The 26,689-nt window shown below is 60.0% G+C and carries 32 protein-coding genes; 9 read left to right on the top strand and 23 right to left on the bottom strand.

The features are described from left to right. The first annotated feature begins 35 nt into the window (after window positions 1-35). Window positions 36-2,333, top strand: a complete 2,298-nt coding sequence (locus CAER_RS27565; protein ID WP_051357705.1) for a methyl-accepting chemotaxis protein — start codon at window positions 36-38, stop codon at window positions 2,331-2,333. 109 nt (window positions 2,334-2,442) lie between these two features. Here the strand turns inward: CAER_RS27565 and CAER_RS0105310 are convergent, their stop codons facing one another. Then, window positions 2,443-2,778: a hypothetical protein gene (locus CAER_RS0105310; protein ID WP_154667696.1), complete on the bottom strand. Its 336-nt coding sequence runs from the start codon at window positions 2,776-2,778 to the stop codon at window positions 2,443-2,445. 247 nt (window positions 2,779-3,025) lie between these two features. Between CAER_RS0105310 and CAER_RS0105305 the strand changes: the two genes are divergently transcribed. Beyond that, the gene (locus tag CAER_RS0105305; protein ID WP_027234379.1) at window positions 3,026-3,211 is read left to right on the top strand and encodes a hypothetical protein; all 186 of its coding nucleotides are present in this window, start codon (window positions 3,026-3,028) and stop codon (window positions 3,209-3,211) included. Here the strand turns inward: CAER_RS0105305 and CAER_RS27560 are convergent. The 10 genes from CAER_RS27560 to CAER_RS0105255 form a co-directional block, all read right to left on the bottom strand. Continuing rightward, the gene (locus tag CAER_RS27560) at window positions 3,208-3,729 is read right to left on the bottom strand and encodes a 3'-5' exonuclease (protein ID WP_051357704.1); all 522 of its coding nucleotides are present in this window, start codon (window positions 3,727-3,729) and stop codon (window positions 3,208-3,210) included. The genes CAER_RS0105305 and CAER_RS27560 overlap by 4 nt on opposite strands. 81 nt (window positions 3,730-3,810) lie before the next feature. Continuing rightward, window positions 3,811-4,185, bottom strand: a complete 375-nt coding sequence (locus CAER_RS0105295; protein ID WP_027234378.1) for a hypothetical protein — start codon at window positions 4,183-4,185, stop codon at window positions 3,811-3,813. 32 nt (window positions 4,186-4,217) lie between these two features. Further along, a complete protein-coding gene (locus CAER_RS29625; protein ID WP_154667695.1) occupies window positions 4,218-4,553 on the bottom strand; it encodes a hypothetical protein in 336 nt (111 codons plus the stop codon). After that, complete coding sequence (locus CAER_RS0105285; RefSeq protein ID WP_027234376.1) at window positions 4,550-5,212, bottom strand: hypothetical protein; 663 nt, start codon at window positions 5,210-5,212, stop codon at window positions 4,550-4,552. Before CAER_RS0105285 ends, CAER_RS29625 begins: the two co-directional genes overlap by 4 nt. A gap of 196 nt (window positions 5,213-5,408) precedes the next feature. After that, a complete protein-coding gene (locus CAER_RS0105280) occupies window positions 5,409-5,720 on the bottom strand; it encodes a hypothetical protein (protein WP_027234375.1) in 312 nt (103 codons plus the stop codon). 54 nt (window positions 5,721-5,774) lie between these two features. Beyond that, a complete protein-coding gene (locus CAER_RS0105275) occupies window positions 5,775-6,113 on the bottom strand; it encodes a hypothetical protein (protein WP_027234374.1) in 339 nt (112 codons plus the stop codon). Next, entirely contained in the window at window positions 6,113-7,306 is a 1,194-nt protein-coding gene (locus CAER_RS0105270; protein WP_027234373.1) for a hypothetical protein, read from the bottom strand. Before CAER_RS0105270 ends, CAER_RS0105275 begins: the two co-directional genes overlap by 1 nt. Then, the gene (locus CAER_RS29620) at window positions 7,296-7,457 is read right to left on the bottom strand and encodes a hypothetical protein (protein ID WP_154667694.1); all 162 of its coding nucleotides are present in this window, start codon (window positions 7,455-7,457) and stop codon (window positions 7,296-7,298) included. Before CAER_RS29620 ends, CAER_RS0105270 begins: the two co-directional genes overlap by 11 nt. A gap of 5 nt (window positions 7,458-7,462) precedes the next feature. Next, window positions 7,463-8,296: an RNA ligase family protein gene (locus tag CAER_RS0105260; RefSeq protein ID WP_036796898.1), complete on the bottom strand. Its 834-nt coding sequence runs from the start codon at window positions 8,294-8,296 to the stop codon at window positions 7,463-7,465. 35 nt (window positions 8,297-8,331) lie between these two features. Then, complete coding sequence (locus tag CAER_RS0105255) at window positions 8,332-8,676, bottom strand: hypothetical protein (RefSeq protein WP_154667693.1); 345 nt, start codon at window positions 8,674-8,676, stop codon at window positions 8,332-8,334. A 3-nt stretch (window positions 8,677-8,679) separates the two neighbouring features. Here CAER_RS0105255 and CAER_RS29615 point away from each other — a divergent pair, with 3 nt between their 5' ends. Beyond that, on the top strand, window positions 8,680-8,940 hold the full coding sequence (locus CAER_RS29615; protein WP_154667692.1) for a hypothetical protein: 261 nt from the start codon (window positions 8,680-8,682) through the stop codon (window positions 8,938-8,940). A gap of 16 nt (window positions 8,941-8,956) precedes the next feature. Here CAER_RS29615 and CAER_RS0105250 read toward each other — a convergent pair whose 3' ends face one another. The 6 genes from CAER_RS0105250 to CAER_RS0105225 form a co-directional block, all read right to left on the bottom strand. After that, complete coding sequence (locus CAER_RS0105250; RefSeq protein ID WP_027234370.1) at window positions 8,957-10,111, bottom strand: hypothetical protein; 1,155 nt, start codon at window positions 10,109-10,111, stop codon at window positions 8,957-8,959. Window positions 10,112-10,181: 70 nt separating this feature from the next. Then, complete coding sequence (locus CAER_RS0105245) at window positions 10,182-10,904, bottom strand: hypothetical protein (protein WP_027234369.1); 723 nt, start codon at window positions 10,902-10,904, stop codon at window positions 10,182-10,184. Window positions 10,905-11,034: 130 nt separating this feature from the next. Next, window positions 11,035-11,883, bottom strand: a complete 849-nt coding sequence (locus CAER_RS0105240) for a hypothetical protein (protein ID WP_027234368.1) — start codon at window positions 11,881-11,883, stop codon at window positions 11,035-11,037. Then, complete coding sequence (locus CAER_RS0105235) at window positions 11,880-12,356, bottom strand: hypothetical protein (RefSeq protein WP_027234367.1); 477 nt, start codon at window positions 12,354-12,356, stop codon at window positions 11,880-11,882. Before CAER_RS0105235 ends, CAER_RS0105240 begins: the two co-directional genes overlap by 4 nt. Before the next feature lie 196 nt (window positions 12,357-12,552). After that, window positions 12,553-13,494 carry a metallophosphoesterase gene (locus CAER_RS0105230; protein ID WP_027234366.1) on the bottom strand — a complete coding sequence of 314 codons (942 nt, stop codon included), beginning with the start codon at window positions 13,492-13,494 and terminating at the stop codon, window positions 12,553-12,555. A gap of 11 nt (window positions 13,495-13,505) precedes the next feature. Further along, a complete protein-coding gene (locus CAER_RS0105225) occupies window positions 13,506-13,802 on the bottom strand; it encodes a hypothetical protein (RefSeq protein WP_027234365.1) in 297 nt (98 codons plus the stop codon). Window positions 13,803-13,915: 113 nt separating this feature from the next. Here CAER_RS0105225 and CAER_RS0105220 point away from each other — a divergent pair, with 113 nt between their 5' ends. After that, entirely contained in the window at window positions 13,916-14,761 is an 846-nt protein-coding gene (locus tag CAER_RS0105220) for a hypothetical protein (RefSeq protein ID WP_027234364.1), read from the top strand. A 21-nt stretch (window positions 14,762-14,782) separates the two neighbouring features. On the opposite strand, the gene CAER_RS0105215 is transcribed toward CAER_RS0105220, so the two are convergent. Continuing rightward, window positions 14,783-15,475, bottom strand: coding sequence for a hypothetical protein (locus CAER_RS0105215; RefSeq protein WP_027234363.1), 693 nt, complete (start codon window positions 15,473-15,475; stop codon window positions 14,783-14,785). A gap of 79 nt (window positions 15,476-15,554) precedes the next feature. Next, the gene (locus CAER_RS0105210; protein ID WP_027234362.1) at window positions 15,555-15,911 is read right to left on the bottom strand and encodes a hypothetical protein; all 357 of its coding nucleotides are present in this window, start codon (window positions 15,909-15,911) and stop codon (window positions 15,555-15,557) included. Window positions 15,912-15,984: 73 nt separating this feature from the next. Here CAER_RS0105210 and CAER_RS0105205 point away from each other — a divergent pair, with 73 nt between their 5' ends. Next, on the top strand, window positions 15,985-16,491 hold the full coding sequence (locus tag CAER_RS0105205) for a hypothetical protein (RefSeq protein ID WP_027234361.1): 507 nt from the start codon (window positions 15,985-15,987) through the stop codon (window positions 16,489-16,491). A 1-nt stretch (window position 16,492) separates the two neighbouring features. After that, the gene (locus tag CAER_RS0105200) at window positions 16,493-17,236 is read left to right on the top strand and encodes a hypothetical protein (RefSeq protein WP_027234360.1); all 744 of its coding nucleotides are present in this window, start codon (window positions 16,493-16,495) and stop codon (window positions 17,234-17,236) included. A gap of 73 nt (window positions 17,237-17,309) precedes the next feature. Here the strand turns inward: CAER_RS0105200 and CAER_RS0105195 are convergent, their stop codons facing one another. The 4 genes from CAER_RS0105195 to CAER_RS0105180 all read right to left on the bottom strand — a co-directional run bounded on the left by CAER_RS0105195 (window position 17,310) and on the right by CAER_RS0105180 (window position 22,139). Beyond that, window positions 17,310-17,774 carry a hypothetical protein gene (locus CAER_RS0105195; RefSeq protein WP_154667690.1) on the bottom strand — a complete coding sequence of 155 codons (465 nt, stop codon included), beginning with the start codon at window positions 17,772-17,774 and terminating at the stop codon, window positions 17,310-17,312. A gap of 278 nt (window positions 17,775-18,052) precedes the next feature. Continuing rightward, the gene (locus CAER_RS0105190) at window positions 18,053-18,985 is read right to left on the bottom strand and encodes an ATP-grasp domain-containing protein (RefSeq protein ID WP_027234358.1); all 933 of its coding nucleotides are present in this window, start codon (window positions 18,983-18,985) and stop codon (window positions 18,053-18,055) included. A 94-nt stretch (window positions 18,986-19,079) separates the two neighbouring features. Beyond that, complete coding sequence (locus CAER_RS29610; RefSeq protein WP_036796895.1) at window positions 19,080-20,135, bottom strand: hypothetical protein; 1,056 nt, start codon at window positions 20,133-20,135, stop codon at window positions 19,080-19,082. 168 nt (window positions 20,136-20,303) lie between these two features. Continuing rightward, window positions 20,304-22,139: a hypothetical protein gene (locus CAER_RS0105180; protein WP_027234357.1), complete on the bottom strand. Its 1,836-nt coding sequence runs from the start codon at window positions 22,137-22,139 to the stop codon at window positions 20,304-20,306. A 481-nt stretch (window positions 22,140-22,620) separates the two neighbouring features. On the opposite strand from CAER_RS0105180, the gene CAER_RS0105175 reads away from it, so the two are divergent. Genes CAER_RS0105175 through CAER_RS0105165 form a run of 3 tightly spaced genes read left to right on the top strand, consistent with a single transcriptional unit; the run spans window position 22,621 to window position 26,689 of the window. After that, window positions 22,621-24,951 carry a DEAD/DEAH box helicase gene (locus CAER_RS0105175; RefSeq protein ID WP_154667689.1) on the top strand — a complete coding sequence of 777 codons (2,331 nt, stop codon included), beginning with the start codon at window positions 22,621-22,623 and terminating at the stop codon, window positions 24,949-24,951. 8 nt (window positions 24,952-24,959) lie between these two features. Further along, window positions 24,960-25,415, top strand: a complete 456-nt coding sequence (locus CAER_RS0105170; RefSeq protein WP_027234355.1) for a hypothetical protein — start codon at window positions 24,960-24,962, stop codon at window positions 25,413-25,415. Window positions 25,416-25,426: 11 nt separating this feature from the next. Beyond that, window positions 25,427-26,689 (top strand): hypothetical protein, encoded by a 1,263-nt coding sequence (locus CAER_RS0105165; protein ID WP_027234354.1) that lies wholly within the window; start codon window positions 25,427-25,429, stop codon window positions 26,687-26,689.

The raw sequence follows: 26,689 nt of genomic DNA, 5'->3' as shown, positions 1-26,689 counted from the left end.
CAAAGGTGAGAAGGTAAGCCTTTGTTCAGAAAGCCATGGGACTGAAGGCGGCAGAATTGCTCATTCAGTGGGATATGAACATGACACCCCCTTTTCAGACGATCTCAGGAAAACTCCTCGCTGCAATAACACTCGCAGTTACCATTCTGGTGATCTGTTACACCACTCTGACAGCGTGGCGCGTTTCTTCAGAAACCCATGAGCAGACGCTTGAACAGGCGACGCTCGCCGCTTCGGGTATTGCTCTCACGCTTGCGGCGGAATTGACCGAGGCGACGGCCGCGGCTGCTTCGGTTGGCGGGGCATTGACCGGTTTTCTGGAAGAGGGAGAGGTGCCTGCGGGGAAACTAATCAACCTTCTGAAAGGTGTACCAGAACGCTTCGGTCCAGGCTTCTTTGCTTGGATGGCGGCTATCCCTGGCGGAGCGACTGATACGCTCATCGTTGGTGATGAGGGCCGCAATGCGAAAGGTGTGTTTACGCCTTACTGGACCAAGACGGAAACCGGTGATCTGACTTTCGAATCCTTTGAGTTCGAACCGGACACAACGGTGGAATGGTACCGAAAGCCTCAGGTGACTGGGGAAGGTTTGATCACTGAACCATATCTCTCAAACGAGGGCCGTCTGTTAACATCGGTTTCAGTCCCGGTTTTTGTTGGTGATGAAATCGCTGCGGTGGCCGGTGTCGACGTTGTCCTGGACAACCTGACAGCACTAGTAACCAGCCTGTCGGTTTTCGATGGCGGCCAAGTCATGCTGCTGGGGCAAGGTGGAAAATGGCTTGCCCATGCCGACAAGGAAAAGATTACCCGGTCTTATGAAGGTCCCGGCGCCGAAGCCTTGGCCGCTGCCGTGGAAACAGGTGAAGTACAGGTGGCCGCTAACCTTCCGGACGGCGCGACCCGCCTGTTCTATCCGTTCACCGCTTTCGGCATGAACAAGACATGGGTTGTAGTAATGGATGTACCGCACCATGTTTTCGCTGCTCCGGTACGCCAGAGCATTATTGAAAAATTGGTCGCCAGTGGTCTGCTGCTTCTCTTGACGCTTGTGACCATTTTCTTCTCGGCCCAGTCTCTGGTACGTCGCCCCCTAGCCAAAATGCTGACAGCGGTGAATTCCTTGTCCGAAGGGCGGGTTCAAGATGCCGTTGACCTGCCGAAAAGCAGGGACGAGATCGGCAATATGGCCGGCTCGATCGAGAAGCTGCGTCAAGGTCTCGCGGAAAAGGAAAGCCTTGAGATGGCACGGCTCAAGGAGCAGGAAGATCAGAAACGAGTTGTTCATTCCCTTGCAAGCGGGTTGCAGAGCCTTGCAAGCGGTGATCTGACGTCAAAACTGGACCAGGTCTTCCCAGATCACTACGAACAGTTGCGCAAAGATTTCAACGACACGGTTGATACGTTGAACGGCACGGTGTCGCAGGTTGTGGCCAGCACGGAAAGCATCCGCACAGGCGCGGCTGAAATCAGTCAATCCTCGGATGACCTCTCGCATCGCACCGAAAGCCAAGCCGCAACCCTGGAAGAAACAGCCGCTGCCCTGGATGAACTGACCGCAAGCGTGAGATCCACCGCGGAGGGCGCGCGCAGCGTGGAAAACATCACTGGTGAGGCCAAGCAAGAAGCCGAAGCCAGTGGTCAGGTGGTTCAGAGCGCGGTTGCGGCCATGACCGAGATCGAGGAAAGCTCGAAACACATCAGCCAAATCATCGGCCTGATCGATGATATCGCCTTCCAGACCAACTTGCTGGCCTTGAATGCAGGCGTTGAGGCCGCGCGGGCGGGAGAAGCCGGCAAAGGCTTTGCCGTTGTTGCAAGTGAAGTCCGTGCGCTGGCTCAGCGCTCTTCAGATGCAGCGATGGAAATTAAGACGCTAATCAGCGAGAGCTCGAAACAGGTCGAACGTGGTGTAGATCTTGTCGGCAAGGCTGGCGAAGCTCTGACCAGTATCGTGGAGCGCGTTAGCCAAATTGCACGCCTTGTGTCTGATATCGCCGAAGGCGCATCTGAACAATCCACGGGTTTGGGTGAAATCAACACAGGCGTCGTTCAGCTTGATCAAGTAACCCAGCAGAACGCTGCGATGGTGGAACAGGCTACCGCGGCGAGCCACTTGCTAAACTCTGATGCCGGCAAGCTTGGCCAGATCGTGGACAAGTTCAAAGTCTCGGCTGCGTGTGTCGGGAAGCAGAACTTTGGTGGCGAGGCCCCACTCAAGCCAACTGCCCATGGCAGCGATAACAGGGGCATGGGTAAGCTCACGACCGCCCCAGTTCCTGTCGCCACCACTATGGGCAGCGCCGCAAGAGACGTATGGAAGGATTTCTGATCGGTAGCGATACCTAGGCTGATCGGGATGACGCCATTTTAACGGAACCCTCCGGACCTGATAAGGGCATGTTTAGCTGTGTTTCTAAAACGGCTAAACATGCCTCAAGTCAGATCTTGCTTCGGGTCTCGCAAAGTTTATCGGCACGGATGCGCGCGCGCAGTTCGGCGTCATTAACGCCAATCATGCGGCCGGAGCGGAACCGGACCATCTGCGCGGCCTTCTTCCCGTCCGGCAGATTCAGGCAGGCAAGCGCATAGTTTTCGACCATCTGGCCGGAACCGTTGTCACGCAGGTCAAAGCCGGTGCCCGGCAGCATGCGAAGCGTGCCGTCGGTTGCCATGGGTGCAATCTCGTTCAGCTGATGGCTCTCCAGCTGCACGACCTGGAGGTCATGCGCATTGAGAAGACCTTCATAACCTCTTTCCTGCGGCGTCATCTCCATCATCGCAGAGATCATAATTCCGCAAATGCCGAAAAGCAGACCGATCGGGACCAATAACGAAGGGGCCAGGATGGGATGGTCTCTCATATAGTATAGATCCAATTGTCTATTCAGTTACATTTTCGCAAATCATAACATTCGGCGACTTGCTTGCAAACCTCGCAATCCACATTTCATAATCAGTCATGCGGCGTTGGCGGTATGCACCTGCTTGGGCAATGCCCGCCGGCTTTTATGGAGAAGATCAATGGCTGCCAGAAAGATCGAAATCAAGCGAATGCCGGACGGCCAGGTCAGCGTGCGCAAAGGATCCTGGTTCGACGTCTTCCCGGAAGAGCGCCGGGAGCCCTGGGCGGCCTGGTATGAACAGATGTACCGGGATTATGGCTACGCCGGCTACCTCGAAATGGCCAAGGAGCTACGGGCCGTTTAGCCCCGCTGGCCGGTGGCGATTGCCCGGGCATGGGCGAAAGCGCGCGCCATGCGCAGGGCATCAGGGCCTGCCCTATGCGGCCGCGGCTGCCTGGAAAGCTTCTCGTAGAGCCGGTCGAGGACCAGCCCGTCAAATGCCTCATCCGCAACGTCGTTGAAGTCCCGGATCAAGGGCACGTCTAATCCGGGCCGGACCGCGAACAAACGTTCCAGCCAGCGCTGATCGAACTCTGGTGCATCGGCAACGGGTGTGCGGCCGGCGAGCAGGCCAGCAAGTTCCTGTGCGGCCCTGCCAGCTTCCGGCGCATGGTCCAGCTCTTGCTGCGGGATTCCATGCACATTTTCTGCCGCGTCCGCCCAGTCGCTCCGCGGCCATGCCGGGGCCGGCCTGATCAGGCTCGACCAGCTGCAGGCATTCCCCTTCTCATCCAGCCAGGCGGCGCCAGCCTCAATCGGCCAGCTCTGCGGGCTGAGGCTGGAAGCCTCAAAGTCGAGGAAGATGAAGTCTTGGGCCCGCATATGACCTGCTTAACCCATCTGCGGGCCGCTGTCCGGATCTTCGCCGGAATACTCCGGGCATGCATCGACCATTGCATCCCGCTAAGCCGAAAACTCTGTGTTATCCCAGTCATCAGCCCTGGCGGTGTCGCCGCCGGCCGCTTCACAGGCTTCAAGAACGTGGTCGGTCATCGCCTCCGCGAAGGCCAGGGGCGTGTCTTCGTGCAAACGCAAATTCGCCGCATCAAGCACCCCGGGCAGACCCGTGCGCATCAGCGCAAAGAAGGCGGCGGCCGCGGCCTCTTCGGTATCATGCTCTTGCGCATTGCTCAAAACGCGTTCGGTTAGTGACCCTTCTTTCGGCTGGGCCGTGGCAACCCTCCAGCGGCTTGCGGTCAGCCCGTGGGGAAAGCTTTCGCCGTCAGGTCCGACCGGGGTCAGAAGCGCGTAGCTCTTCTCGTCGTGTTTTGCAGGCATTCTATGCTCCCTTGCTCATCATAAGGCGGCAATCAGGCTGGCATCAGTTCCGGCTCTTCCCGGACCGCGGCCTCAGCGGCCACAAGATCAAAGGCCGACACGATTTCATCGATATAGCCTTCGAAGACCTCCTCGCGCATCGGCCGGACAATGGCCTTGCCGCAATACAGGGAGAGCTCGTCCGGATCCGGCCCTTCTGAGGCCCAGCGAAGGATCATTTCGCTGGAGCCCTCTGATCTCGAATTGCGTCCCACGGCCATCCCCAAGAGAGTGACTGCGCCGTGGCAGTCTCTCTCCTGTAGCGCCGCAACAACCTTTCTGACAGCCAGGACGGCTTCGTCACTGATGTGTTTTGATGAGGTGTTCATGCTGATGGTTCCAAACAATCGATCTCGGGTTTTGCCGGGTGTGACCACACCGTTTCGGAGGCAAGCGTTTCTGGATCCAGCTTTGCCAGGTGCAAGGTCATGCCGCTTTCAGCGGCCGCGATCGCAGCCGTCTCCCAGAATTGGTCATGGTCAGCTTCCGGCCTGTTGTGGTCGATGCTCAGGAGTTGTCCGGTGCGTACGATCGCGGCCTGACGGCTGGGATGGGGCTCCATCCAGGCGCCTTCCGGGCCGGAGCCGGACAGAATATAAACCCCATGAAGATCAAGCGGCTGCTTGCTTGCCAGGCTGACAGCTTCACTCAATGCGGCAATGTCCGCCCAGTTCATATAGAGGCCCAGGTGCGGCCCATCCTGACTGGTGGGGGTGAACTTCTCTAGCACCGTCGCTGGCAGGCCGAGGCGCGCCGGGTCGACCGGCGTAAGAGACGGAGCGCTGATCATGACTTCCAATGTCCGGTAGTCCTGCAGCGCCTCCAGTTTTTGGCGCGGCTCACAGGCGTATCCCGCCTTGTCGCCCTGCAGTGACATGGTCCAGCCATTGTCGAATTCGATAACGGGGAACAGGCGCCCGTCCTCGTCGCGCAGTGTCCTTTGAGCCATAAGCGCAGAACCGGTGTCCTGCGCGTCCAAATTCTGCATACCCAGATCCTTGCGAGTGTTGCGGAACCCTGCAGTGTGTCCCGGTGCTTGAGTCATTCCGGCGTTTGATTTTCACATGCAAATTCGCATGTTCCGGCGAAAACGGGGCAAACTATCTTTGCCCCGCCGCGTACCGGTCAATGACCTTGTTGCGACGCCGGACATTACGCGAAAAACTGATGCAAAGAAAGCGGGCTCAGCGCATCTTGAAGATGAAATGCGCTTTGTACGTCTCGCAGTATGCCGGTTTGTCGTAGGTCACATTCCAGCCGGCCGAGCGGTAGATGCTTTCGACATCCAGCCAGTTTCGGTTGAAAATCATGTCGCGGCTTGTGGGTTCGGGCGCCTTCTGAAGGATAAGATCAATCACTTCATCCTGGTAGATGGTGGCGCGTCCATTCCTGGCCTTTTGAGCCAGGAGCGCATTGAATGCCTCGAGGACAAATTCGGGAATGGCGCCGGCGGCGCCAGCTTTCACTTCCTCGGGGGTGATGGGTGCTAAGGTCATCAGATGGGCCCTTGAGTTTCGGATGCCTCTGCATCCGGGTTGCATGTAGACATTTCACATATTCGGAGCGGCTGCGGGCGGGATCAGAACGCCATTCACATCCTCGAAGCCGGGCCGGTCTTCAGGCACCAGGATCTCTCGGCCGCGGGCATCTTCAATCATGCGCCAGCCTGGCACGTCGTGAAGAAAATGCGTGACCGAACTCAAGGTGCCAACAAACAAGCCGAATGAGCGCTCATCCTGCCAGGCGCGGAAACTGGCCCAGTCGGCCTGAGGGTTGCCGGTGCCCCAGTAGGCAATCCGCTTCCGGTCGAAGGTGACTTCAACGCCCCGGTAGCTGGCCGGATCAGCCTCATCATAGTCGATGGACACAAATGCTGTCGTTGGCGCCATCAGCTTTCCACCGCTGCTGTCAGACCCAGAGCAAGAATGTCCAGGATGAGCAGCCCCGACCCGCCGCGGCCCTCATCGCTATTGCTGCCCCCGCGCACCCGGGATTGGATCTGAGCGCGCTCCGCGTCCGTAAGGCTGGAGTATGAGCGCCCCGACCCGCCGCGGCCCTCATCGCCATTGCTGCCCCTGCGCACCCGGGATTGGATCTCAGCGCGTTCCTCGTCCGTAAGGCTGGAATATGAGCGCCCCGCGTGCGGCCCGGAAAGAACAACCGCATCCGCAGCGCCGGTTTCGGCATCGACGGTCAGGCTGAGATCCGGGCTTTCGATCTGAAGAGCGCCGGCCCCGAACGCCAGTTCGCGCAGCGCCTGGGCACGGCTTGCGGCCAGCGCCTGGCGCCGTTTGTCCCGTTCCGCGGCTTCCAAAGCGGACAGCTCGTCCACCCCTTGTGAGTAGGCGTCCAGCGCTGCGAGAACCGCGCCCCCGGCCGCCAAAGGCAGCAGGGGAGGGCAGAGGATGCCGATGGCTACACCCAGGCCGGTCCCGGTAGCCGCGGCGCTTGCAATGGCGCTGCGCGACGCTCCCAAGCGGACCGCTACGGGTGACGTGACATTCTCCGAGACCAGATCGATGAAAGAGCCGCCGAGAGCGCTGCCGAGTTTCGGAAGAGCTGCGACCCGAGTGGCCACCCCTTCGAACATGCCGCCTGCCGTGTCTGAAAAGGAACTCACCGCCGAGGCTCCGAGACTTCCCAGCCCCGAGGTGATGCGGCCGAACCGGCCGGAAGGCTCAGGGGCAGGTGCGGGCAGAGGGGCCCGGTCTGCCAGAGCCTCTGCTTCGAGGCGCGCCCGGCACACGATCCCTGCGTCGAGCGTATTGCGGGCCTGCGCAAACAGGGTTTCCGCCCGACTGAAAGCGGTGTGGATCGCTGCGCGATCCTCCGCGAACTCATCGCTGCCCGAAGGCATCTGGGCATAGAGACCGACCGCGGCTGCGAAGGAAGGCACATGCACTGCGTGCAGGGACCGAGTCAGGCGCCAGCACTCCGGATCCCGCGCCAGATGCGCGATGAGGCTCTCGACCTCATCCGGGATGCGGCCAATTGCACGGCGGAAACTGACGTCCTGCCGGGCGATCTCAGCGATGGTGCGGTGAAGTTCGCGCAGCTGCGCGAGGCGTTGTTCATGCGTCACAGCCAGGTTGCTCCTTCTTGCTGTCTTTCTGCAGGTTATCGAGGCGCATTTCCCGCAGGCGCCTGGCCTCCGTGACGGCTTCAATGTAATTTCGGCGGGCCTGCTTGCGGTCCTGCTGGTACATCTGCTCGATGACTTCCTTCTCGGTCATGCCCCTCACCAGCCAGGACCTCCGGCGGCTGGAAACAGCTCCACGTCGCATCTCAGCTGGTTCTGCACGATGGGCCGGTCATGCCAGTGGGTGCCGCTGTCGAGAATGGTCTGCAAAAATCCCTTCCGGACATATTTGAAGCGGGCCAGCACCTGATCCGCGTCTTCGATCTTGATGTAAATGCCCTCTGCCAGATCCGCATCCGGCTTGTCCGCACCTGCCTCCATGAGCGCCCGATCAGGATCGACCCCAGCGCGGTCCGCTGCCACGGCCAGGTTTTCGCGCCATTCCTTGCTCCTGTAGAGCGACGGGCCGACCATGGAGGCCAGATGCTTGCCGTCCTTCGGCCAGTCGGTGCTGATCACGGGAACAGAGACCACCGGCAAACCCTCCAAGAGCGCGTGGCGGCGTGGCGTCGAAAGCCAGATCTGCTCCTTCATGTCCCAGATGTCGAACTCATGCAGGTAGTGCGGCAGCCGGTCATAGAATTGGGTATGCTTGGCGAAGGTCCACTCATGGTAGGTGCGGTACCGGTCTTCCAGCCGTTCCAGAAGTTCCGCCTCGAACTGACAGGCCCACTGTTTGTAGAGGTTGAATTGCGCCTCCCGCGCGCCGCCGCGAAGGGCATGTCCCCGCGACTGCAGGGTCATGTCCAGATTGCGGTCGAAAAAGAGGCCGGTGTTGGCGCCGTCCAGCTTCTCCTCACTGATGAACGCGGCACCCGGGTACTGCTCCCGCAGCTTCGCGATCGTGATCTGATCATGGCCGCTGTCACCGGGTTGCAGCTTCGACCCCTCGATATGCGGGGTCCGCGGGTACTTGATGATCTGCTCGTCCATCAGGCAGTTCCTTACTTTGGCGGCGCAACGCCTCTTCAGACGGGTTGTGCTTCGGTCCTGCAACCCGGTTTCCTGACGAGGAGGATGGCAGCCAGCACATTCAACGCGCCCAGGCAGAAGGCTCCGGCCTGATACTCCACAGGCATTTCGTAGAAAAACGGATAGGAGATGACGGCTGCTGCCGCCACAGCTGAGCCAGCCGCAAGCAGCGGACGCATGGCTTTGCTGGCCGCCTTATCCCGGGCCGCCGAATTGGAGCTGCTGCCGTCCGCGCCGGAGGCCTGACGCCGGATTTCCGCGTTCAGAAGTTCTTCGGGCGGCTCGGCAAGCACCTGCATGACCTTTGCCGGACCGCTGATGCGCCCGGACTGGATGCTCACAAAGTGCCGGGTGCCATCGGAGGATTCAATGAGGCAAGAGCCCGGCTGAACCACGTCAACCGCTTCGGTTTCGTCAAGGGTCAAGTGATCGGTGAATGGCTGCTCAGCCAGTTTCCGGAAAAGATCCGGACCGTCGGCAACGATCCGGACCGCGATATGTTCACCTTCGATCCTCATGGCTGGCGCACCCCTCTATGCGAAAAAACATTTCATGAATTGTTTCCGCAAATGTCCCCGATGGCTTGCTGCAAGTCAAGGTATTGATTTTCGCAAAATCGCCTCAGGGGGACGGAGAAGCTTCCTGATCAGGGCGGGAGGCCGCGATGAAGTCCTCGTTCATCTGCTTTTGCGACATCTTCCGGGTCATCTCCCCGTCAGGTGTCACCACATAATGGAATGTCACCGGGAAGCGGGTGAATGGCGTGCCGAGCGGGGAGGCCGACCAGACGACGGAAGTCCGCGCCTCAAAATGGGAGCCGTCGTCGAAATTGACGCGCAGCCTCGCGTCCATGCCTGCCGGGTTCGGCGCATGGCCGATGACCTCGATGCCGGAGAAGTTGCCTTTGGCGCCCACGATGCTGGCAAGCTTTGCCAGGTTGCGGTCAATGAAGGCGGCACAGAGCTCATCCGCCTGTTTGACTGACCGCTCCTGAAGGATGTCGCGGAAATCGTCCCGGGCTTCGTAGACCACGATCTTCTTATCGCCGTCGAAGCGGTGCTGGGTCAGCGCTTCCAGAGGCTTGCGCAAGTCCGCGGACGCCTGGCCGTGGCCAATTTGACGCGCAAACGCGTAGGGGCTGAAATCGCGCAGCTGGCGCTTGCCTTCTTCCGGCTGCATGTTGTCGCTGACTGCCTTGAGGTACCGGTTGAGGACCCTCTCCTCCCTTGCACAGATCAGCGAGGCCAGATGGTCGCGGGCCTCCTTTGTGACCGCATTCAGTGCATCATTCACTTGACCCATGGCGGTTCCAGATGCCGTAGGAGCGCTGTAAACCTCCGACGGCCGCGGTTCTTCCGCCTTTGGCTGGCGTTTGACGGTGATCGTCTTGCAATGCGCCATCAGCTCCATCAGCGGAGAGATTTCTTCAAGGAAATCCCGGACCGCCACCCCTGCCGGGGTATCGCCCAAAGCGATCGCCTTCTTGGTGAAAGAGCCCATCAGATGCGGTGCCGGGCTGCCGGAGAAGGCGCCCATCGCGTCCCGCTCGGCATCTCCTGCCGGGTAATCCCGGTTCCACAGATAGGGGCGCTGAACCGCCTTGTCCCAAGCGTCCTCGATCGCCCGGGAAAAGGGGAGTTTCGCGTCGTTGTACCGGGCATTGGCGATGGCGCCGGCGGCCTGAGCGGCCTCAAGGGTTTCGACGATATCACGGAACTGCGCTGCACGCCGTTCGCTCAGGTGGCGCAGGATGCTGGGATAGTCTTTGGCAGGCATTGGAATTCTCCTTTGTCAAAAGAATTTTCGCACCATCGCCGGAAAATACGAAGCCCTTCCGGGCAGGGCGCTAATCGCGCCCCGCTCCCCAGTTTCTTGCCGGATCGCTGCGGCGGTTTGGCGGCGTCGATGGCATAGTTTCCCCGTGGCGGTTTCCGTCTGGATCGAACCACCAGCAGTAGGGTTTGGGGGGCTGACGATTTCCGCTATTTGAAACGTACCGGTAGACATCCTTGTGGCATTCGCAGCCCGCCAGCTTCAGCACGCCGCCCTGCCCATACCCGCGGGCGTGGATGAAGATGCGATCGATCATACTGGCGGAAATGTCCTCCAGGGTGGCAATTGACGGATCCGCGGCGATGGCTTTTGCCAGCTCCTCGCGCGCCTGCCAGGCCGCGTCCTTTGCTGCCTGGTCAGCGCGCCGCTTTTCCCGCAGTTCAATGGATTTCTCGATCAGCTCCGCTTCACTGCCGATGTATGCGTCCAGCGCGGAAAGGTCCTTGGAGGCTCGTTTCGTTTTCTGTTCGACGACGCCGGCCTCGAACAGCTTGCGCAGAAGTCGGGCGCCGTGCGGGGTGATGACGTGGGGCGTATAATCGCCGCCCATAGACGCCCCCTCGGCCTCTCCCCGAGAAATCTCGAGGCCGCCAATCAGATCCCCGGTCAGCGAGGCAAGCAGAGCATCATCAAACGCGCGGATGGCGATATTGGGCTTCACATCGGGAATGAGGCGGACGACTTCGCCACGTTTCAGGCAAAGCTCGGGTTCAATTAGAAGGTCTTTGTTGTTCATGGTCTTTCTTGGTGCATTCCTGGCTCATCAAAAACCTGGCACATAGGGGATCGGGAGCCATGGGATGCCTGATGGCGGGGGCTGCTTGCCCCCGCGCGGTTTCGGGCAGGAAGGCGGGATACACCTCCCTTCAGGGGGCGGCAAGACTGCTTGGGGCGGGGGCCGACTTGCTATTGGCCTCTTCCCAAATCCGATCCAGCGCACACTCGATCCTGAAGCGGAGATCCTCCGGGGCGCCGCCCGGGACGCCCAGGCGCGTCATGATGAGCTTGGACACCCAGATGTCGCCGTGATGGACCAGATCGCCATTGAAGGCGCGGGCTTCGCTGACGCCTTCCAGTGCATCGGTCTCCACATCGAAGACCGGATTCTCACCAAGGAAGAAGCCGAACAGCGGCACCATCCCGTGACTTTCGGCCGCCACGATGAGATCCGCATCTTCCGGTGCCGCCGGCAACTGCTCCCAAAGATGCTCACGAGCGCCCTCAGGATCTGCACGCAGGAAGACGCGCCCATTGTCCGGGTCGCGTGACAGCACTTCCAGTCCGCACAGCCAGTTCTGGCGGCGCGAGGCTTTCACGCATTCCTCAGCCAGGCTTTCAACATCTGCCGCCGTCAGCGGCTGTGACAGAATATCTTGCGGGGCGCTCTCAAGGGCAAAGCCCCGGGAGAGCGGGTGGCTTACGATTGCATCGCGAACCGTGTCCTCACAGGTCTCATTGCCGATCGTAACCGCCAGCATATCGAGAACCTCGCTGGCATACCCGGCAGTGCCGGTGTCCGGACTGTCCACCTTGAAGACCAGGAGGTCGTCGGGGGTGCCATCCCGGCTGGTCGCCAGAGACAGGTTCCAGGATGTGCCGTTTTGATAAAGGGCCACTGAGAGCGTGCCCTCCGTGGCGGGATAGCCCGGCTCGTGCCAGCTGAATGAGTTCGGCTGACTCTCGGATTTCTGCAGCAGGAGCGGTTCGGCCTTCATGTCTTCATGTCCTCTTCATTCGGGGCAAGGCGGGCTGAAATATCGGCGAAGTAGTCCTGGAACCAGCTCGCCGCTTCCTCGGTCGCATTGTCGGCGAGTTTGATTTCAGATGTATTGCCGTCCCGCACCTCGAATTCAACCTTAACGATCACGCGGTCCGGGCGGCCGGGGGAGGTCTTCACGCGTGCGCGGAACCCATTCACGATGCCGAACATCGCCATGGCCATCGCCCCATCATCGAAGTAGCGCCACCGCTCCCAGTCCTCTCTGAACAGGTCGCCATAGGGTTTGAGCTTGTTTGCCAACTCGCCATAGCCGTACATGCCAAGTTTGGTTTCCATTTCCCGAAACGTCTTCCGCATCAGCGGAAAGTCCCGCTCGGGTACCCGGATAAGGATCTCGCGCTCGTTGTTGACGCTGCCCCGCCCGTCAGCGTCCGGCAGCCTGCAGCCGCATTTGGAACAAGTGCTCATCATCGTGCTCCTGGCAACTCAGGACGCAGGCATGGGGCCTCGCGCAGCGCTGATGCGCCGGGCAGCTGATGGGATAGAAAATGCACCGTCTTCGGCTCCTCGCAAAGTGTTTGCGAAAAACTATCACTTAGATTTTGCAACGGCAATGAATTTTGCAATGTTCGAGGCCGCTGACATCCTTGCCCGCGGCCCGGTGTCAGTCCGGCTGAAGGTCCCGTTCGCGCAGCGATGCGAGGATCTCGGCGGCGCCGGGCAGGCCGGCAAGAATTGGGTCCTCAATGCCTATTTCATCCAGGCCCAGCTCGGGCGCATCCATGTCAATCAGGCGGTAAGGCTCGAAATTCGTGGGCTGCCGCTGGCCGGAGCGAACATAGCCGCCCATGTTTGCCGAGAAGGCAATTGGCCCGTGCAGCCCCTCAATCAGGCCGCGTCGCGCCCAGTGCGTATGCCCGCTGACCCACATGTCGATCTGCAGGCCGAGAATGTCAGCACGCATATCGGATACATAGGCCGGGGCGTATGCGCCTTTGCCGGCTTTATGCGCGAGCACCTCGGGAACCGGAAGATGGTGCGTCATGACCAGGGTCTTCCCGTCAAAAGGCCGGGCCAGCGCGTCCAGGAGCCAAGCACGATCGCGGCGGTGAAAGGCCAGTGTGTCTTCGGCGCGCTGCTTTTCATCACTGCCAGGCGCTCTGCGGACCTTTCGGTAGTCGTTGATGAGATGTTCGGCCCCAAACATCTGGGCTTCCCGACTTCCGAGGATGTCGAAATCCGTCCAGAGCGTTGCGCCGAGAATGCGTGTGTCACCGATGATCAGCTCATCCCGGTCCAGGACGTGGATGTCATGGCCGGCGGCGCGCGCGGCCGCGAGATCTTGCGAAACGCACGCAACCGTTTCCTCCTGGCTTGAGCCGTATGGCTCATGGTTGCCGAAAATCGACACGACGGGCACCTGCCACGCCTGATGGATCTCCACCAGGGAAGCAACATGGCTGCTGGCCCGGTCAAGGTCGCCCGCAATCAGGATGGCATAGACAGAGCCCGCCGGGCAGGCCTCAGTCGGCAACGGGAACGGGACCGGGGCTTCCGCTGAGCCAAACTCGCGATGAAGATCGGACCATTGCAAAAACTTTGCCATCAGAAGGCTCCTTACAGGGTTGGCGCGGGTTCCGGCTCCGCCGCGGCGTGGTAGTCCTCGATAAGTGCGTCGAGATCAAAGCGGGCCTCCCGCAGCCCCTCCCAGGATTTCAAACCCTCGGTGTGAAGGGGCGGGAGCGTCTTGGTGAGCAATGTGCCGTGCGGCTCCATATCCTCGACGTGTTCGGCCAGCAGCCCGTTGAAGCTGGCCTCGATATAGATCCTGGCGGCCTCTTCGCTGCTCTCAGCGTTCACAACATATGAGCTGTCGCTCTGGCTGGCGTCACAATTGACCAGAAACTGCTTCATCGGAATCCCCCTTGGACTTCCCGAACATTACCGAGGAGATGCGAAAAAACAAACCGTGTATTCTTTCATCATAGACTGGGATGATGGGGAAACTCGCATGCGAAGGACAGCACATGAATAAGATGCCCGAATTCAAGCTCACGCTGCAGGCGCGAAAGTCTCCACACATGCTGGAAACGAAGCCGCGTTACGATGTCCTTGTAAATGGCATTCGCAAGGGTGAGCTGTACTTCAATATGCGCGGCTACCGCGGCGCGCTGCCGGATGTGCATGGATGCATGCTGGATCTTGGCGAGGCTCCCATTTCAGCCTACCGGCGCCAGGTTGCCGTCCTCAACCGGGAGGCCAAGGCGGAATTGGCCAAAGCCGCGGAGGACCGCAGTGTCGTTCTGGAGACGTATGACACGGCGGAGCGTGACAAGGTTGTTGTGGCATTGGGCGAGACCCCTGTCACGGAGGGGAGCGCAGGGATCGAGATGCGGACCATCAACCGCAGGGACATGGAGTATGCCCAGATCTTCTTTGATGGCCGACCGATCCCCGCAAGCTTTCTTGCCAGATCGGGAGCAGCTGAGCCGGTGTCCGATGAAACCCCGCTTGTGGATCTCATCGAGGGCGACAAAGTTCTTGCCGCGGTGGATACGGATGATCCGGCTTTTGTGCTGCTGGCGATCGGGCAGGTCCCGGCGGGCATGGGGAACCGGCCTATGAAGGCGCTCGATCAGGACAGTGTTGCCGATGCGGCAAGGGAGTTTGCATGGCTCACCCGGATGGCGTGGCGGGAGCTTCAGGCCGCTGCGGGCCGCAATCTCGTTGAGGCGGAGGCATTGCCGCTCATCGAAGGGCGCACGCTTCCGGAGCAGACCCGCCCGTCGCCAAATCCTGCGCCGAAACACGACTGGATCTGGTCAAAACTGCCGCGGCCTGAGGCAGTTTCGGAAGAAAGCCCGGGGTTCTGATCGGACAGGGCCGGGCGCCGCTCAGGCAGTGCCCGGCCCTGGCTGTCCTTTGCGCACCAACCGGTGAATATGATAGAGCGGGTTGTGGCCTGCCTGATCGCGGTGCGCGACCGTCAGGAGCACCTGCGGGCCGTTCCCCATGAGCTTGCGAACAACCGCATGCAGGAAGATCTCCGACAGGCGCAGCGCTTCTGCGTCCTGAACCTTCGAGAAGGGCTGCACGGGGTCCTTGCCCGCAAAACGCACGGCATCCTGTGCGAGGCTGCCCCAGCTGTCGCCCCGGTACCGCAGGTCGGACTTCAGGGCGTTGAGCGCAGGATGGCTGAAGCTGACTCCGCCCGGTTTGCGATGCACGAAATTGCTGATGAGCGGGCCTCCGGCCGCCTGCAGGATAAAGAACGGATAGCACCCGTCATCCATCAGCTGCTCATGGGCGTTGCGGGCCGGGAACCTTCTGCGCAGGAAGTCGTCCAGAAGCGCTTTGGGCCTATCCACGTATCCTTCCTTGAGAAGCCGGGCGTCATCGCCGAACTCGCGATAGAGGTTTCGGACCGTATGGGCATTCGCAGGATGCGCCTTGCTCTGTGAGAACAGGTAGCGCACGAAATTCCGCGCGTGATTGTGATCCACGAAGTGATGCTTGCCTTCCCGGTCACCGGCAAAAGGCACCAGGTAGAACACGCCCCGGTTCCCGCTCGGCGCGTCGACGGTCATGCGGAAAGCGGCAGGTCTTGTCATTCTGGAGGCCTGTATGGTTTTTTGTTTTCGCAGAGGCGCGGTTGGATCGGCAGACCTACCCGGCCGTCTCAAGCGACAAGAGCACACCGGGATCCGGCAGCGTGTCCTCGGGCCAGGATTCCACCTCCTCATAGGTGGTCTTGCCGTCAGGGAACCACTGCGACGCAAGCCGGAACAGGGGGCCTGTATCCGAGGCATCGCGCAGGGGCAGGCGGTTTTCCCGCATCGCCGTCATCATGTCAGGATCTGGAGAGGACACCATGTAGATGGCAGTTACCCCCTCCGGGCTGTCCTCCAGATCCAGCAAGGTCACAAGCCGCACCTTTCCGAGGAATTCTGCCGTGAAGAGGACTGGCCCGTCATACCAGAAGAGGGTCTCAATCACGTCGGGCATCTGAATTTCATTCGGCATTGCAAATTCTCACGTTGATATGCGAAAAACAATATCATAGCCTCACCTGCGTGTAATGCGAAAAAGAGATATCATGCTGAAATTTATTCACACGATCGTCGCCAAGGCCGCAGAAATCGACAATGGCCGAACGGCCTTGGATGTTCTGGACTATTCGCTGACTGAGCTGGGCGAGCTGGCAGAAGAGATCATCATTGCCCGCGGCGCCTCCTACAAAGCGCCCGGGAAGGACGGTGTCGCGGGCGAGGCGATCGATCTGGCGCTCTGTCTGATTGACCTGCTGCGGCTGACCCACAGCGGTGATATCTGCGCCATCGCTTCCGATGTCGTCCGGGAGGCGCTGGCCTCTGAATCCGCGCGGAAACCGCGTGCGGAACTGCGCCGCATCACTGCCTGCCTTGGAGGCATCACCAATGACCTGGAGCGGCACGGGCAATCCTCAGGGCTTATCCTTGCGGCTCTGGGCGCAGCGATCCGCATTGTCAGCTATGAGGTCCGGGATGCGGATGATGCTGCGATCACGGCAATGGCGGAGCCCAAGCTTGCCAAATGGGCCAGCACAGCAAAGGCGGCTGCCTGATATGGCGGGCCGGAATATCGAGGCTTGCGCCGCAACGCTGTTTGTCCTGCGCGGCGTCGCGGCGCTTATGGACCCCGACGCCCGCGTCTTCAGGAGTCTGAGCCCGTATGCGCTTGTCCAGGCGATCGATAGCCTGGAGCTCTATGATGAAACGGGCCAGCCCAATGAGAGGCTGCGCATTTCCGTTCCGCAATCGGTCAGGACTATCGGCGACGATTTCATCGACCATCTCAGCCCGGATCTGCGGCTTTGCTATTTGCGGTCCTGTGCGGTCCGCTCTGCCCCTGATCGGCGCATGGCTGGGCCTGTCACCGCACGGCAGATCATCGATGCGGTCGACACGCTGCTCTGCGGGCGTCTCCCGCCGCCGATCGATCTCGATGAGCCCATGGAGTATGATATTTCATCGGACAAGGCTCTGCGCGCGCCCCGGCCCTGGCAACGGGCCGCACCAGGGCGGCGGAATTTCTCGGCGCCGCGCCCGGCTCCCGGCGAGCTGAAAGCCCAATGGGGAAAGTTGGACGGGGAGAGTGCTGACCTGGTCTATGCGGGCGGCGCAGGCACGGCGCGTGCTGATCGCGCGCTGCTGCATTGCGCCTTCAGCGCGGTGCAGTGGACGGGCCCTTTGAGCCAGACATGGGAGCCGTCGCTGATCGAAGAGCTGGTACGGCGCGGTTATGATCCGGAGACGATCCGGTTCTCGATCAAGAAGAAGGCATCAGGGCCGGCCCGGCCGGGATCATGAGTGCTGCATCGGTTTCAGGAAGAGATCTTTGGCATTGCAGGGGGCACGGATCCGGGACCGGCAAGACGGCACATCAAGGCTCTATGCCCTCATCCTGCCTGAATGGCGGTAGATCTCCAAGTTCATCGGCGATCTCAAAATCGCCAAGACGCTCCGGCAGAATGCCGCCCCGCGGGCACGACAGGGCCAGAGGATCATGAAGCTCGTTCCACCAGATCCCTGCCAGCTCTGGCATTTCGGGCGCCAATTTCAGCATGGCATAGAGAATGATCGCTCCAGCTTCGCCGTCCAGACGATCCGCCCACCGCTCAAGGGTTTCCATGCCGCGATCCGTCAGGGACCAGCCCGAAACGCTGTCCACCAGCCCCCCCGTTTCAGACGGGACGCCGTCGCAAAGCGTGTCGCCGTCGATCTCTTCGAGAGCGGACTCGTAATCAGCGCAGGTCATGTAGGACCAGCTGTCCGCCTCGGAATCGTAAATCCAGGCGCGCCAGAGCTCACAAGGTTCAGCAAGCCCTTCCGCTTCAGCCCAGGACATGATGCCCGCCCGATCTGCATCCGTCAGGATGCAGGCGTCAAGCCACTTGGCGCCTGGCCTATTCAGCGTCCACACAGGGCCCGCAATCCGCGCAATATGCCCCCAGTCCTGCGGGTCCACAGATACAGAAAGGCAAGGGCCCTCGAGAGAGGGCCGCCTGGTGCGGCTGGCGGGGTCAAGAGAGCCAACATGCCATACTTCATCGATGTTCTTAAACATTCCGGATCCTCGCAAAATCGGATTGAAGCTTCTTGCGGATGGGCGAAAATGCAAAACGGCTACGGTTCGTCGCACCAATCGGCATCGGTATCCGCGGCCGCTTCCCGGGGCGCGGGCGCGGTGAGGTGCTCCACTTTCCGGCACCGGACCTCCCCAGCCGGATCCGCGGGCAGGAGTGCGCTGCTGGCCTTGGCAATTGCGTATGGATCGCAGGCAAAGAGGCCAAAGCTGCCAGGCCATCCCGAATTGAATTCGATGACTTCCAGTCTGCCATCTGCCAGCTCCGCCACATCAATCGTCATCGTGCGCAACCGCGAGCGGGCGGCGACCTCGTTAGCAAAGCGGACCATCCGCCGGGAAAGCTCAGCATTCCAAACCGGGGTGCGGCTCTCGGGGTCTGTGTAATGCAATTCTTCGGCCGGGCGGCCTGTCTCTGCCGCCAGTCTGGAGCGATCCAGTGGGGTGAGATGAAATGCGACCGGCGAATGCGTGACCAGCGTGCCGTCCACGAATACCAGGCGGCGCTCATTGCGCATTGCAACGTGCTCCTGGACCATAAGGCAGTCGGGCCGCTCGATGAAGGAATACACCATATCTCCGATGGCCTCGTGCAGGCTCATCCCGCGCGGAACCCGTTCCGTCATGAGCTTTTCCTGCATTGCCTTTACAAAGGCATCCTTGCCGGCAGCATGCAGCCGAGCAACTTCCAACTCCGCTTCCTGAAGCCCGCAAACCTTGAAAGATCTGGAAATCCCCCAAAGGAACCCGGGGTCACGGGCATAGTCCAGCTTGGCCTGGCCGGATCCAGATGTGCCGAACCCCAGCTGCCGGCCGCGGCCAAAGACGGTCGCGTCTGCGGGGGGACTGGCTTCCGGCGGCAGGATAGTGATCCTGGAACCGTAGGTGTCATGCATGGCTTTGGAGAGGCAGGCATCCTCCAGACGTTCTTCGGGATCGGTGGTGCCTGACAGGCGATAGTAAAGTGTGGTCATTCTGAAGTCTCGTTGCGAATTGCTCCCGAGAGGGTCGGGCTCTGCATTTGAAAAGGCGGCCATTGGCCGCCTTCGGTCTGCCTCGTGGCAGGGTTTAGGTTTTCAAACGGTAGCGGAACGACTTGCGGCCGCCTGCGCCGATATCTTTCTGCCGCACGACCCCCTCACGCTTGAGGATTTTCAGCCGGTGGCGGATGGCTTCGCTATGTGCGCGGCTGCTGCAGCCGCTCAGATTGTCCACCAGGTCAGCAATCTGCGCCACGGAGATCCATTCGGCGGAGAATTCCTCAAAGACGCTCCTGATGCGCGTCATCAGATCATCCGCTGCGGCGCGGTTATCATGCGGAGGCATTTCGCGCGCGGGTTTCTGCCCGGCACCCGCGATCTGCCCGGCAGGGAGCGCGCCGTCGATCATCCAGCCCGAACCGTCCAGGACAATCGTCTTGCCCACCATTTCCGGAGTGACTTCGATCGTGTTCAGTTCGCCGCGGACAATCTTCATGGCAATTGCGAGAAGATCCTTTGGCAGCGGCTGCAGTCCAGCGGAGGGAGAGGGAGCCGCCACCGCGTCCTGCGGGAAAGGCATCACGACCGGTTCCGCGGGAGCCGGCGTGGTATGGGTCGTTGCCGGGGCGGTTTCGGAGGGCTGGAGCTTTTTCTGGGCGGCTTGCTGCATGAGGGACTCTTTCAATCTGTCGGGGGTGATATTGAGCGATGGTTTTTCGCAAACTACTGGCGGCAAGACAGGCGGTGTTACATCCATCTGCGGAGCCGAAAGAGCACGCCGGTTGCGTAGATCCCGCATTTCACGATCCGACTTGGTCCAGCGATCCTTCTTCTTGCGTTTCTTGCCCGAGCTCTCATCCGGTGAGCGCAGCTCTTCCAGAAGGGTCTGGGCCGGTTGCGGGGCAGGGGTGACTTGAGCGCCGAGGCGCAATGCCCGCTTGCACTCCGCTACCAGGTTCACCGAGGCGCGCCGGTCACTGGGGGTGCCTGATGCAATGACGGATTTTCCCGCAAGAGGGTGTGTCAGCTTGAAATGGTTCTTCCCGGTACGCTCTGCAGACCAGCCCTCATCGAGCAGCTTGATGAGCGTGGTCCTGTAATCCTTGTGTGTGACGGCTCGTAGAAACGATCGATCATGTTGCATTCCAATCTCCAATCTTTGCGTTAAGCATGATACTTTTTCGCAAATTCCGCAAGACTTCAGAATAAGAAATTCGCAAACATTTGGTCGCCCTGTGCTGGCTTGAGCGCTACCCGGCAATAAAAAAGGGCGGGATGAACCCGCCCTCGATGCCATCCCGGTGTTGAGGCATCAAACCAGTTTAAGCTGGCTGTCGCTGCTTTTCTTGTCTTTCTTCTTCCGCCAGGCCTTGTAGGTCTCCCAGTGCTCGATGAGCATGGTCAGCGTTTCGGCCCGGCTCAGCCCGCCGCGGCGGCCCTTAGCCATATTGCGCAGGCTGAGGATCGGGTTGTCCTTGCCCAGATCGGCGCCGTACTCGATGCCGTCCAGGAAATCCTCGCCCCACTCCGCATGCTCCCGCGTAACGCGGTAAATGAAATAGGTCATCACACCGGCCGATCCGATATCGGTCATGCCCTTGCGGCGGGCGCGCGGGAAGGCTTTTGCCATGTCCGGGTGATCGTTCAAGGTGTTGATGATCTCGGTTGTGGAAGGCGTATTGCCCGTGCCGGTCAGCGGAAGATTGTTATCCTCTTTCCACTGCAGTTTGCCGGCGGCCGCCAGAACACGATCATCGACCCGGTTGCCCGCCCGGCGGACGGTGCGCTTCGCGTGGGTGTCGAATGTGGCGAAAGCCTCATCCGGGATGCCGACTGCGATTGGCACTTCGATCGGCACATCAGCCTCAATGATCGCATGCAGACGGTGCTGACCATTGAGCAAGCGCGGCTTCGGCGCCGCATTGCCTTTGACCGGCGCTTCCGGATCCATCGTGAAACAGATCGGCTGGGCATTGAGCATCCAGTGGCCGTTCAGAATGTCGCGCTTGATGACCTCGATGTGGTTCTTCTGGATCTTGCGGTTCCCGGAGTTGAAGGTCAGCCAGTTGCGAGCCATGGCGGGTGTCACCGTCATCATCTTGACGCGCTCCTTACCCTCATCGGTCTGCGTTCCGTGCTGGATTTCTTCGTCGATCTGGCCGCCGAACTCATCAGTGGTGGAGCTGGTATCATACCGCCCATCGCGCAGGCCCGGATAGCCGTCTACCAGGGGCAGGCCGAGGTTGGCCGGAGCATGCTCCCGCAGAGCCGCGCGGGAGATAGGCTTGCCATCGTCGTCCATGGGCGTGGACCCGTAGTCTTCCTCCCAAACATAGTGCTTGTTGACCTTCTTGCCCTGCACGTGATCGTTGAAGGCCAGGGTCGCAAGCGCCAGAGCGTGGTCCACATGGACAGACGTATCTTTCTGCTCAAGAATGCTGAGATGCATGCAGAAAATACCCGGCGGGGTGTCCAGGCCGGCCGTGCGATGCGGGCCGAGTTCGCGCAGGAAGCTCATGAGCTCCTCTTTCAGGCCAGCGCGCAGCGCCATGAAGGCGAGAACCGGGCGCGCGGTGGAGTGCAGCATGCTGCCCTTGGTTGCCTCGGCGATGTCGCAGGCCTCGAGCAGCTCAGGGTTTGCAGCCAGAACCCGGTCGTAACGGGACCAGCTGATCGGCAGATTTTCACGTCCGAGGCTGCCGTTTTCAATGCGGATCAGCTTTGACATGGTGCGGACGACTTTGCCCGCATGACGGACGCCGCGGCTTTCCAGAACCCCCTGGTACGAACGCCGCCGGTGCTGGTCGATCGTATGGAGTGTATCGGCGCGAACATTGCGGGCCACGATGGTCTTGAAGGGGACACCTGCGGACACACAGGCATTCAGCCGCTGGACGCCATCGATGAGGCGACCGTCTTCGTCGAAGATGATCGGCTGGCCGTTGAGGATCCAGGCGCCATTGGCCATGGCCTGCGAATAGGTCGCGATAGCCTTGCGGTCTTCATGAGGGTTTACAGCCGTCTCCAGCATCTCGGAAGCGCGTTCCGGCGTAATTTCCTCAACCTTGAAACTCAGTTTCGCTGCTTCAGCAGATGGTTCGGGTATTTTCTGAACCTCAGATTCAACGATGTCGTCTGCTGCTGTCATCCGGTTTTCCTTTCGGTTATTCCCGCTTGTGCGGAGCGTCTGGAAATCATTTGTCAGATCCTCACGGCCCCATCCGGGGCGTGCATTCCCTTGCTGCGAAGGCGCTGTTTTCCGTTGCGTCAGAAGCATTCGATGCGCCGCTCAATGATCAACTCTCAACATGATTTTCGCGCTTTGTCCACATATTTTTCGCGCTCTGAGGTGAGAAATCCGCATTTTAACCAGTTCCCCACCAGATTTGGCGGGAGGCCACTTGATTTTTTGGTATTTCGCATCAGCGATTTTGCCAGTTGTCAAGAAAACTCCATAGCATGAAGGGGCTTGCGCAAAAAATTGCCGCCCTGGTTTTGCGGCGCTATTCTTTGAAGATGTGGCTGCCTTGAAGCGCTCGCGGGACAGTTGAGCCGTCAATTGCGATGCCTGATCACAACTTTTCTCGCAGATATCCACATGAAAACCGTTGTGTCGCGCCGGCCGTTCTTTGTTCTTTCGGGAGGTCTCAATACGATCTGTTAAAATCAGACTGGAGCGCGCAATGCCCATTAATGTGGAACTCAAAAAGAAAGCCCCGAAATTCGATGGGGATCGGCCGCGGTGGAACCTAGTTGCGAGCGGGCCGGTTGAACTGTTCAATACGGGCATGGAACGCTTCATGTTCCTGCATGGCATGAACGGCATCAATGAAGAGGGCGATTATTCGATCTGGTCATCGATGCCCTCCATTGGCGCGCCTCCCGTCTATCTGGCAGATATTCTGCGAAAAAAGTACGGGTGCAAGCTCAAGCCGGATACCGCCCGCCTGATAGAACAGGCCGTAAAAGGCAGGGGCGATGGGGACAACCTTGATCATTTTATCGGCCGCCCGAACAAGCGCACCGGCGGAGGGGTGGATCTCGTTGTTGCTGCCGGGTCGGTCGACTTTATCGCGAACTGCTCAGAGGATCATTGGGAGCGGCGCAACTTCCTTGAGGGCGCGGGCTGGACACCGATCGAACAGCCTACGCCTGCCATTGCAGAGCGGTTCGGCACCAGGCCCTACCGGACTCGCGATCCATTCCTGGCAGGCAACCTGGAAATGTACATGCCAGCGGCCGTGAAGCAGAAAATGCAAAAGGCGCTTGGCGCAGCCAGCCGCAATATCGCGCTGAGCAAGACCCAGAAGGCTCCCGATGATTTCGCTGTGCCGGCCCCGGAGGGGATCGATTACTTCGATTTCCAGAAGGGCGGCATCCAAATGGTGGTGGACAGCGGCAAGGGGGCCATCATTGCTGACGACATGGGGCTCGGGAAAACCATTCAGGGTATCGGCGTACTCAATGGCCGCCCGGATGCGAAACGGGCCATTTTTTTCTGCCAGGCGAACATGAAGCTGAAATGGGTTCGCGAAATTGAGAAGTGGAAAATCAACCGTGATCTGACCGTGGGCTACGCTGAAGGCTCAACCTTCCCTGATACGGATATCGTAGTGATCAACTACGATATCGCCCAAAAGAACATCGACAAGATCCGCACGATCAACTGGGACCTGGTGATCACTGACGAGGCCCATAACCTGAAGAACCCTGAGGCCCAGCGGACCCAGGCCATTCTGGGCGATCTCGACAGCTTTGAGGGCCTTGGACCTATTCCGATGAACAAGAACGGGCAGCTGGTCCATTTGACCGGTACACCCAAGCCGAACCGGGTCGCCGAGCTGTGGCCGCTGCTCACCTCAAGCCGGCCGGATATCTGGGGCAGGGGCCCTGAGGCGCGGCAGGCTTTTCTCAACCGGTATGAGCCTCCCATCCTGATCCAGCGGGAGGTGCAGTCAAAGTTCAAAGGGGGCAAGCCGCGCAAGATTATCGTTCCAATGCCCGGCAAGCCGATCCGCGAGCTGGAACTGCAGATGCGCATGCGCGGGTCGGGTTCCTTCATCCGGCGCCTGAAGCGGGATACGGATCTGCCGCCCAAGATGCGCACCCCGATCGAGATGCCATTCCGCCTCTCCAAGGAGGATCTGGAGGTTCTCAAGCAGGCTGAGGCGGACCTGGATGAAATCCACGATCGCATCCGCGGAAAGAAGCTGACCGCCGGACAGACACGGCAGGCCCGTGAAGTCATTGACGTAATCGGCGGCATGAACCCGGGAAGCCCCCATTTCTCGGAAATCGCGCGTGTGCGAAAAAACCTCGGCGTTCTCAAGGCGCCCCATGCGGCCCGCTTCATCATTGACGAGCTGCATGACGATAAGGATCTTCCGGCCGATCTTCGCCGGAAGACGGTGGTCTTTGCGCACCACAAAGAGGTTATCCGCAAGATTGCCGAAATGGCGGAAGCCGAGTTTCCAGGCGGGGTGCTTGTCTATGATGGCAGCTCCAAGGGCAATGCGCAGCAGGCGCAGGCCAAAGTGGATGCCTTCCAGGAAAATCCGAATTCCCGTTTGTTCATCATGTCGCTCTCGGGAGCAACCGGGATCACTCTGACCGCGGCACACCGGATGCGTGTGGTGGAGCCGGACTGGTCCCCCTCGAACATGACGCAGATCGAGGACCGCATCTGGAGGATTGGGCAAGAGCAGGCTTGCGACATCGGATATCTGTTTGTGCCGAATTCACTGGATGTGAAAATGGGACTTGCACTTCATGCAAAAATGGAAACCGATGAGCGCGCAGTGAATACAATGAGTTATCGGGGGATGAAGACCACGAGGCGCGCTTCATCGGAAATTGTGACTGGCGACGCCGGCGCATCTGGAGTACGGGTGAACAAAACCCGGACCCGGTCCGGGAAGAACGCAAATGTGGATGAAACCCAGCCCGAGCTCCCGTTATAAGGTCAGGCATGAACTTCGACTCTGAAGCAGAAAAACCTGTGTCTTTTGTGCCCATGATGGATGGCAGCATCAAGCTGGGCCCCATCAAGGGTGCGAAAGGCCGTGAGGTCATGACCCGCATGCTTGCTTGCGATCTCCATATCCCCCGGGAGGAAGGCGCGCTGTTCACTGCGCGGTCGACCCTTGAGGGATTTGAGATGCGTGCAGAAGGGCCGGGCGTCATGGGATATCTGGTCGACAGCGAAGGGCTCGAGGCATCCGAAACGGATCTTGAATACTTTGCCAGGCCGTTGCTGGAGCACTGTCCCCAGATTATCATTGAGGGCTCCCACCTGGTTGATCGCGATATCAAGGTGTTGTGCCGGACCATCATAGAAAGCGATCCGGACATGCCGAGCGGGGTTTCGGTGACGTTCTGGCGCTCCCGCATCGGCGCCGGTATCGGTGTGGATCATGGCCTCTAGGAGGGCTGCAAATGTCAGAAGAGCAAACACGGGAAAGCATTGCCGAGGACGTCAACCGGATGTTCAACGCAATGCATTGCGAGAAAATCGTAAAGCGGATTCCTGACCCGGGACTCCGGCAGAAGATTTGCAGACACCTGTCTGCGAAATATGAAGTTCCAGATCGTCAGGACTACTCTGAAAAAGGAACCGTAACCACGCTGGTCTCCTGCCGCTTGATGGAGGACGCCCGGGCCAGCCGTGATGACCGCGCCGAGCTGCGGAACTTTCTTGTGGGGCTTCTGACCGAGGCGATCATGTCCTGTGAGGGTGTGACGGCCGCGCCGGAACAGCAGGCGGCGGCGGAATCCAAGGCACCGGATCAGGAAACCATGACCCTCGATATCCGGCGCGAGCTTGCTGCGGAGCAATCCGGTCCGGCCAGGTTTGCAGGCGGACCGCCCGACCTGACCCTTTTCCCGCAGGAGCGGGCTGCCAGCCCTGAGATCCCCTTGGATTACCTGAGCCTGCTGGGTCCGCCGCCGCCGCTCTCATCTGGGGAAAAGCCCCTCGGGGACTGGTTCAGCGGCATCCCGGCTGATCCGTCGGTATTTGCCTTTGGCATGGAGCTTGACGAGCGCGGGCATGAACGGCTCGCGGATATGGAGGCGGAATTCCTGTCTTCCCCCAAGATCATGCTTGACCGGTATGGAAAGACAGAAACCCTCAAGCGGCCTTCGGCGCCTGAAGGCGGCAAAACCTCTCAGGACCGGCTGGCGGGCATGGCGCTTCAAGCCGGTGACACAACAAGTTCTGATCTTGAGATCCTGCGCGCGTTCCGCGACAGCGTTGCGCGCACCCTGCGTGAAGTGTGGCCGGAGCAGGCTGAAGGGCTTGCAAGCGTCGGGGCCACGTTGCGGACAGGGCGGGAGCTGATGCAAATGCTTCGCCAGGCCTGGAGCCTGGAGGAGTTTTGGCTGGGTGAGTTCGGCGGCGCCCTGGAAGGCAAGGAGCAGATCATCCTGGGATGTCCGCACCCGGATCACGCGATGGAGCCTGGCCTTCTGTTCCGCCGGGCTGCCTTCCTGCATCTTCTGTCGGGCGATCATATGTCGGATAGCCTGCTGGAAGCAGCGCGCGAGCTGCGCTGCTCGATGGCGCTGCGCGGGCATGATCATGACGATGAGCAGACCATGCATATCGTTACAACATTTGATCCCCTGTTCGAGGATGATTGCACAAGGCCCCTTTCTGCGTATAGGTTTGCGAATAATGAAATGGAGCCCGCCCTCTGA

It is taken from the genome of Leisingera caerulea DSM 24564, assembly GCF_000473325.1.
GTDB classification, from domain to species: domain Bacteria; phylum Pseudomonadota; class Alphaproteobacteria; order Rhodobacterales; family Rhodobacteraceae; genus Leisingera; species Leisingera caerulea.
This window is presented reverse-complemented; position numbering and strand designations above follow the sequence as displayed.

Coding starts and splice junctions, on each gene's coding strand:
- CAER_RS0105260 (WP_036796898.1), bottom strand. CDS start 8,296: ATGGACGAGCAGATCATCAAGTACCCGCGGACCCCGCATATCGAGGGG.
- CAER_RS0105220 (WP_027234364.1), top strand. CDS start 13,916: ATGAATAAGATGCCCGAATTCAAGCTCACGCTGCAGGCGCGAAAGTCT.
- CAER_RS0105230 (WP_027234366.1), bottom strand. CDS start 13,494: ATGGCAAAGTTTTTGCAATGGTCCGATCTTCATCGCGAGTTTGGCTCA.
- CAER_RS27565 (WP_051357705.1), top strand. CDS start 36: ATGGGACTGAAGGCGGCAGAATTGCTCATTCAGTGGGATATGAACATG.
- CAER_RS0105205 (WP_027234361.1), top strand. CDS start 15,985: ATGCTGAAATTTATTCACACGATCGTCGCCAAGGCCGCAGAAATCGAC.
- CAER_RS0105210 (WP_027234362.1), bottom strand. CDS start 15,911: ATGCCGAATGAAATTCAGATGCCCGACGTGATTGAGACCCTCTTCTGG.
- CAER_RS0105285 (WP_027234376.1), bottom strand. CDS start 5,212: ATGCAGAATTTGGACGCGCAGGACACCGGTTCTGCGCTTATGGCTCAA.
- CAER_RS0105200 (WP_027234360.1), top strand. CDS start 16,493: ATGGCGGGCCGGAATATCGAGGCTTGCGCCGCAACGCTGTTTGTCCTG.
- CAER_RS0105240 (WP_027234368.1), bottom strand. CDS start 11,883: ATGAAGGCCGAACCGCTCCTGCTGCAGAAATCCGAGAGTCAGCCGAAC.
- CAER_RS0105245 (WP_027234369.1), bottom strand. CDS start 10,904: ATGAACAACAAAGACCTTCTAATTGAACCCGAGCTTTGCCTGAAACGT.
- CAER_RS0105235 (WP_027234367.1), bottom strand. CDS start 12,356: ATGAGCACTTGTTCCAAATGCGGCTGCAGGCTGCCGGACGCTGACGGG.
- CAER_RS29620 (WP_154667694.1), bottom strand. CDS start 7,457: ATGACCGAGAAGGAAGTCATCGAGCAGATGTACCAGCAGGACCGCAAG.
- CAER_RS29625 (WP_154667695.1), bottom strand. CDS start 4,553: ATGAACACCTCATCAAAACACATCAGTGACGAAGCCGTCCTGGCTGTC.
- CAER_RS0105305 (WP_027234379.1), top strand. CDS start 3,026: ATGGCTGCCAGAAAGATCGAAATCAAGCGAATGCCGGACGGCCAGGTC.
- CAER_RS0105225 (WP_027234365.1), bottom strand. CDS start 13,802: ATGAAGCAGTTTCTGGTCAATTGTGACGCCAGCCAGAGCGACAGCTCA.
- CAER_RS27560 (WP_051357704.1), bottom strand. CDS start 3,729: ATGCGGGCCCAAGACTTCATCTTCCTCGACTTTGAGGCTTCCAGCCTC.
- CAER_RS0105190 (WP_027234358.1), bottom strand. CDS start 18,985: ATGACCACACTTTACTATCGCCTGTCAGGCACCACCGATCCCGAAGAA.
- CAER_RS29610 (WP_036796895.1), bottom strand. CDS start 20,135: ATGCAACATGATCGATCGTTTCTACGAGCCGTCACACACAAGGATTAC.
- CAER_RS0105170 (WP_027234355.1), top strand. CDS start 24,960: ATGAACTTCGACTCTGAAGCAGAAAAACCTGTGTCTTTTGTGCCCATG.
- CAER_RS0105180 (WP_027234357.1), bottom strand. CDS start 22,139: ATGACAGCAGCAGACGACATCGTTGAATCTGAGGTTCAGAAAATACCC.
- CAER_RS0105165 (WP_027234354.1), top strand. CDS start 25,427: ATGTCAGAAGAGCAAACACGGGAAAGCATTGCCGAGGACGTCAACCGG.
- CAER_RS0105250 (WP_027234370.1), bottom strand. CDS start 10,111: ATGCCTGCCAAAGACTATCCCAGCATCCTGCGCCACCTGAGCGAACGG.
- CAER_RS0105215 (WP_027234363.1), bottom strand. CDS start 15,475: ATGACCGTCGACGCGCCGAGCGGGAACCGGGGCGTGTTCTACCTGGTG.
- CAER_RS0105310 (WP_154667696.1), bottom strand. CDS start 2,778: ATGGAGATGACGCCGCAGGAAAGAGGTTATGAAGGTCTTCTCAATGCG.
- CAER_RS0105195 (WP_154667690.1), bottom strand. CDS start 17,774: ATGTCCTGGGCTGAAGCGGAAGGGCTTGCTGAACCTTGTGAGCTCTGG.
- CAER_RS0105295 (WP_027234378.1), bottom strand. CDS start 4,185: ATGCCTGCAAAACACGACGAGAAGAGCTACGCGCTTCTGACCCCGGTC.
- CAER_RS0105280 (WP_027234375.1), bottom strand. CDS start 5,720: ATGACCTTAGCACCCATCACCCCCGAGGAAGTGAAAGCTGGCGCCGCC.
- CAER_RS0105275 (WP_027234374.1), bottom strand. CDS start 6,113: ATGGCGCCAACGACAGCATTTGTGTCCATCGACTATGATGAGGCTGAT.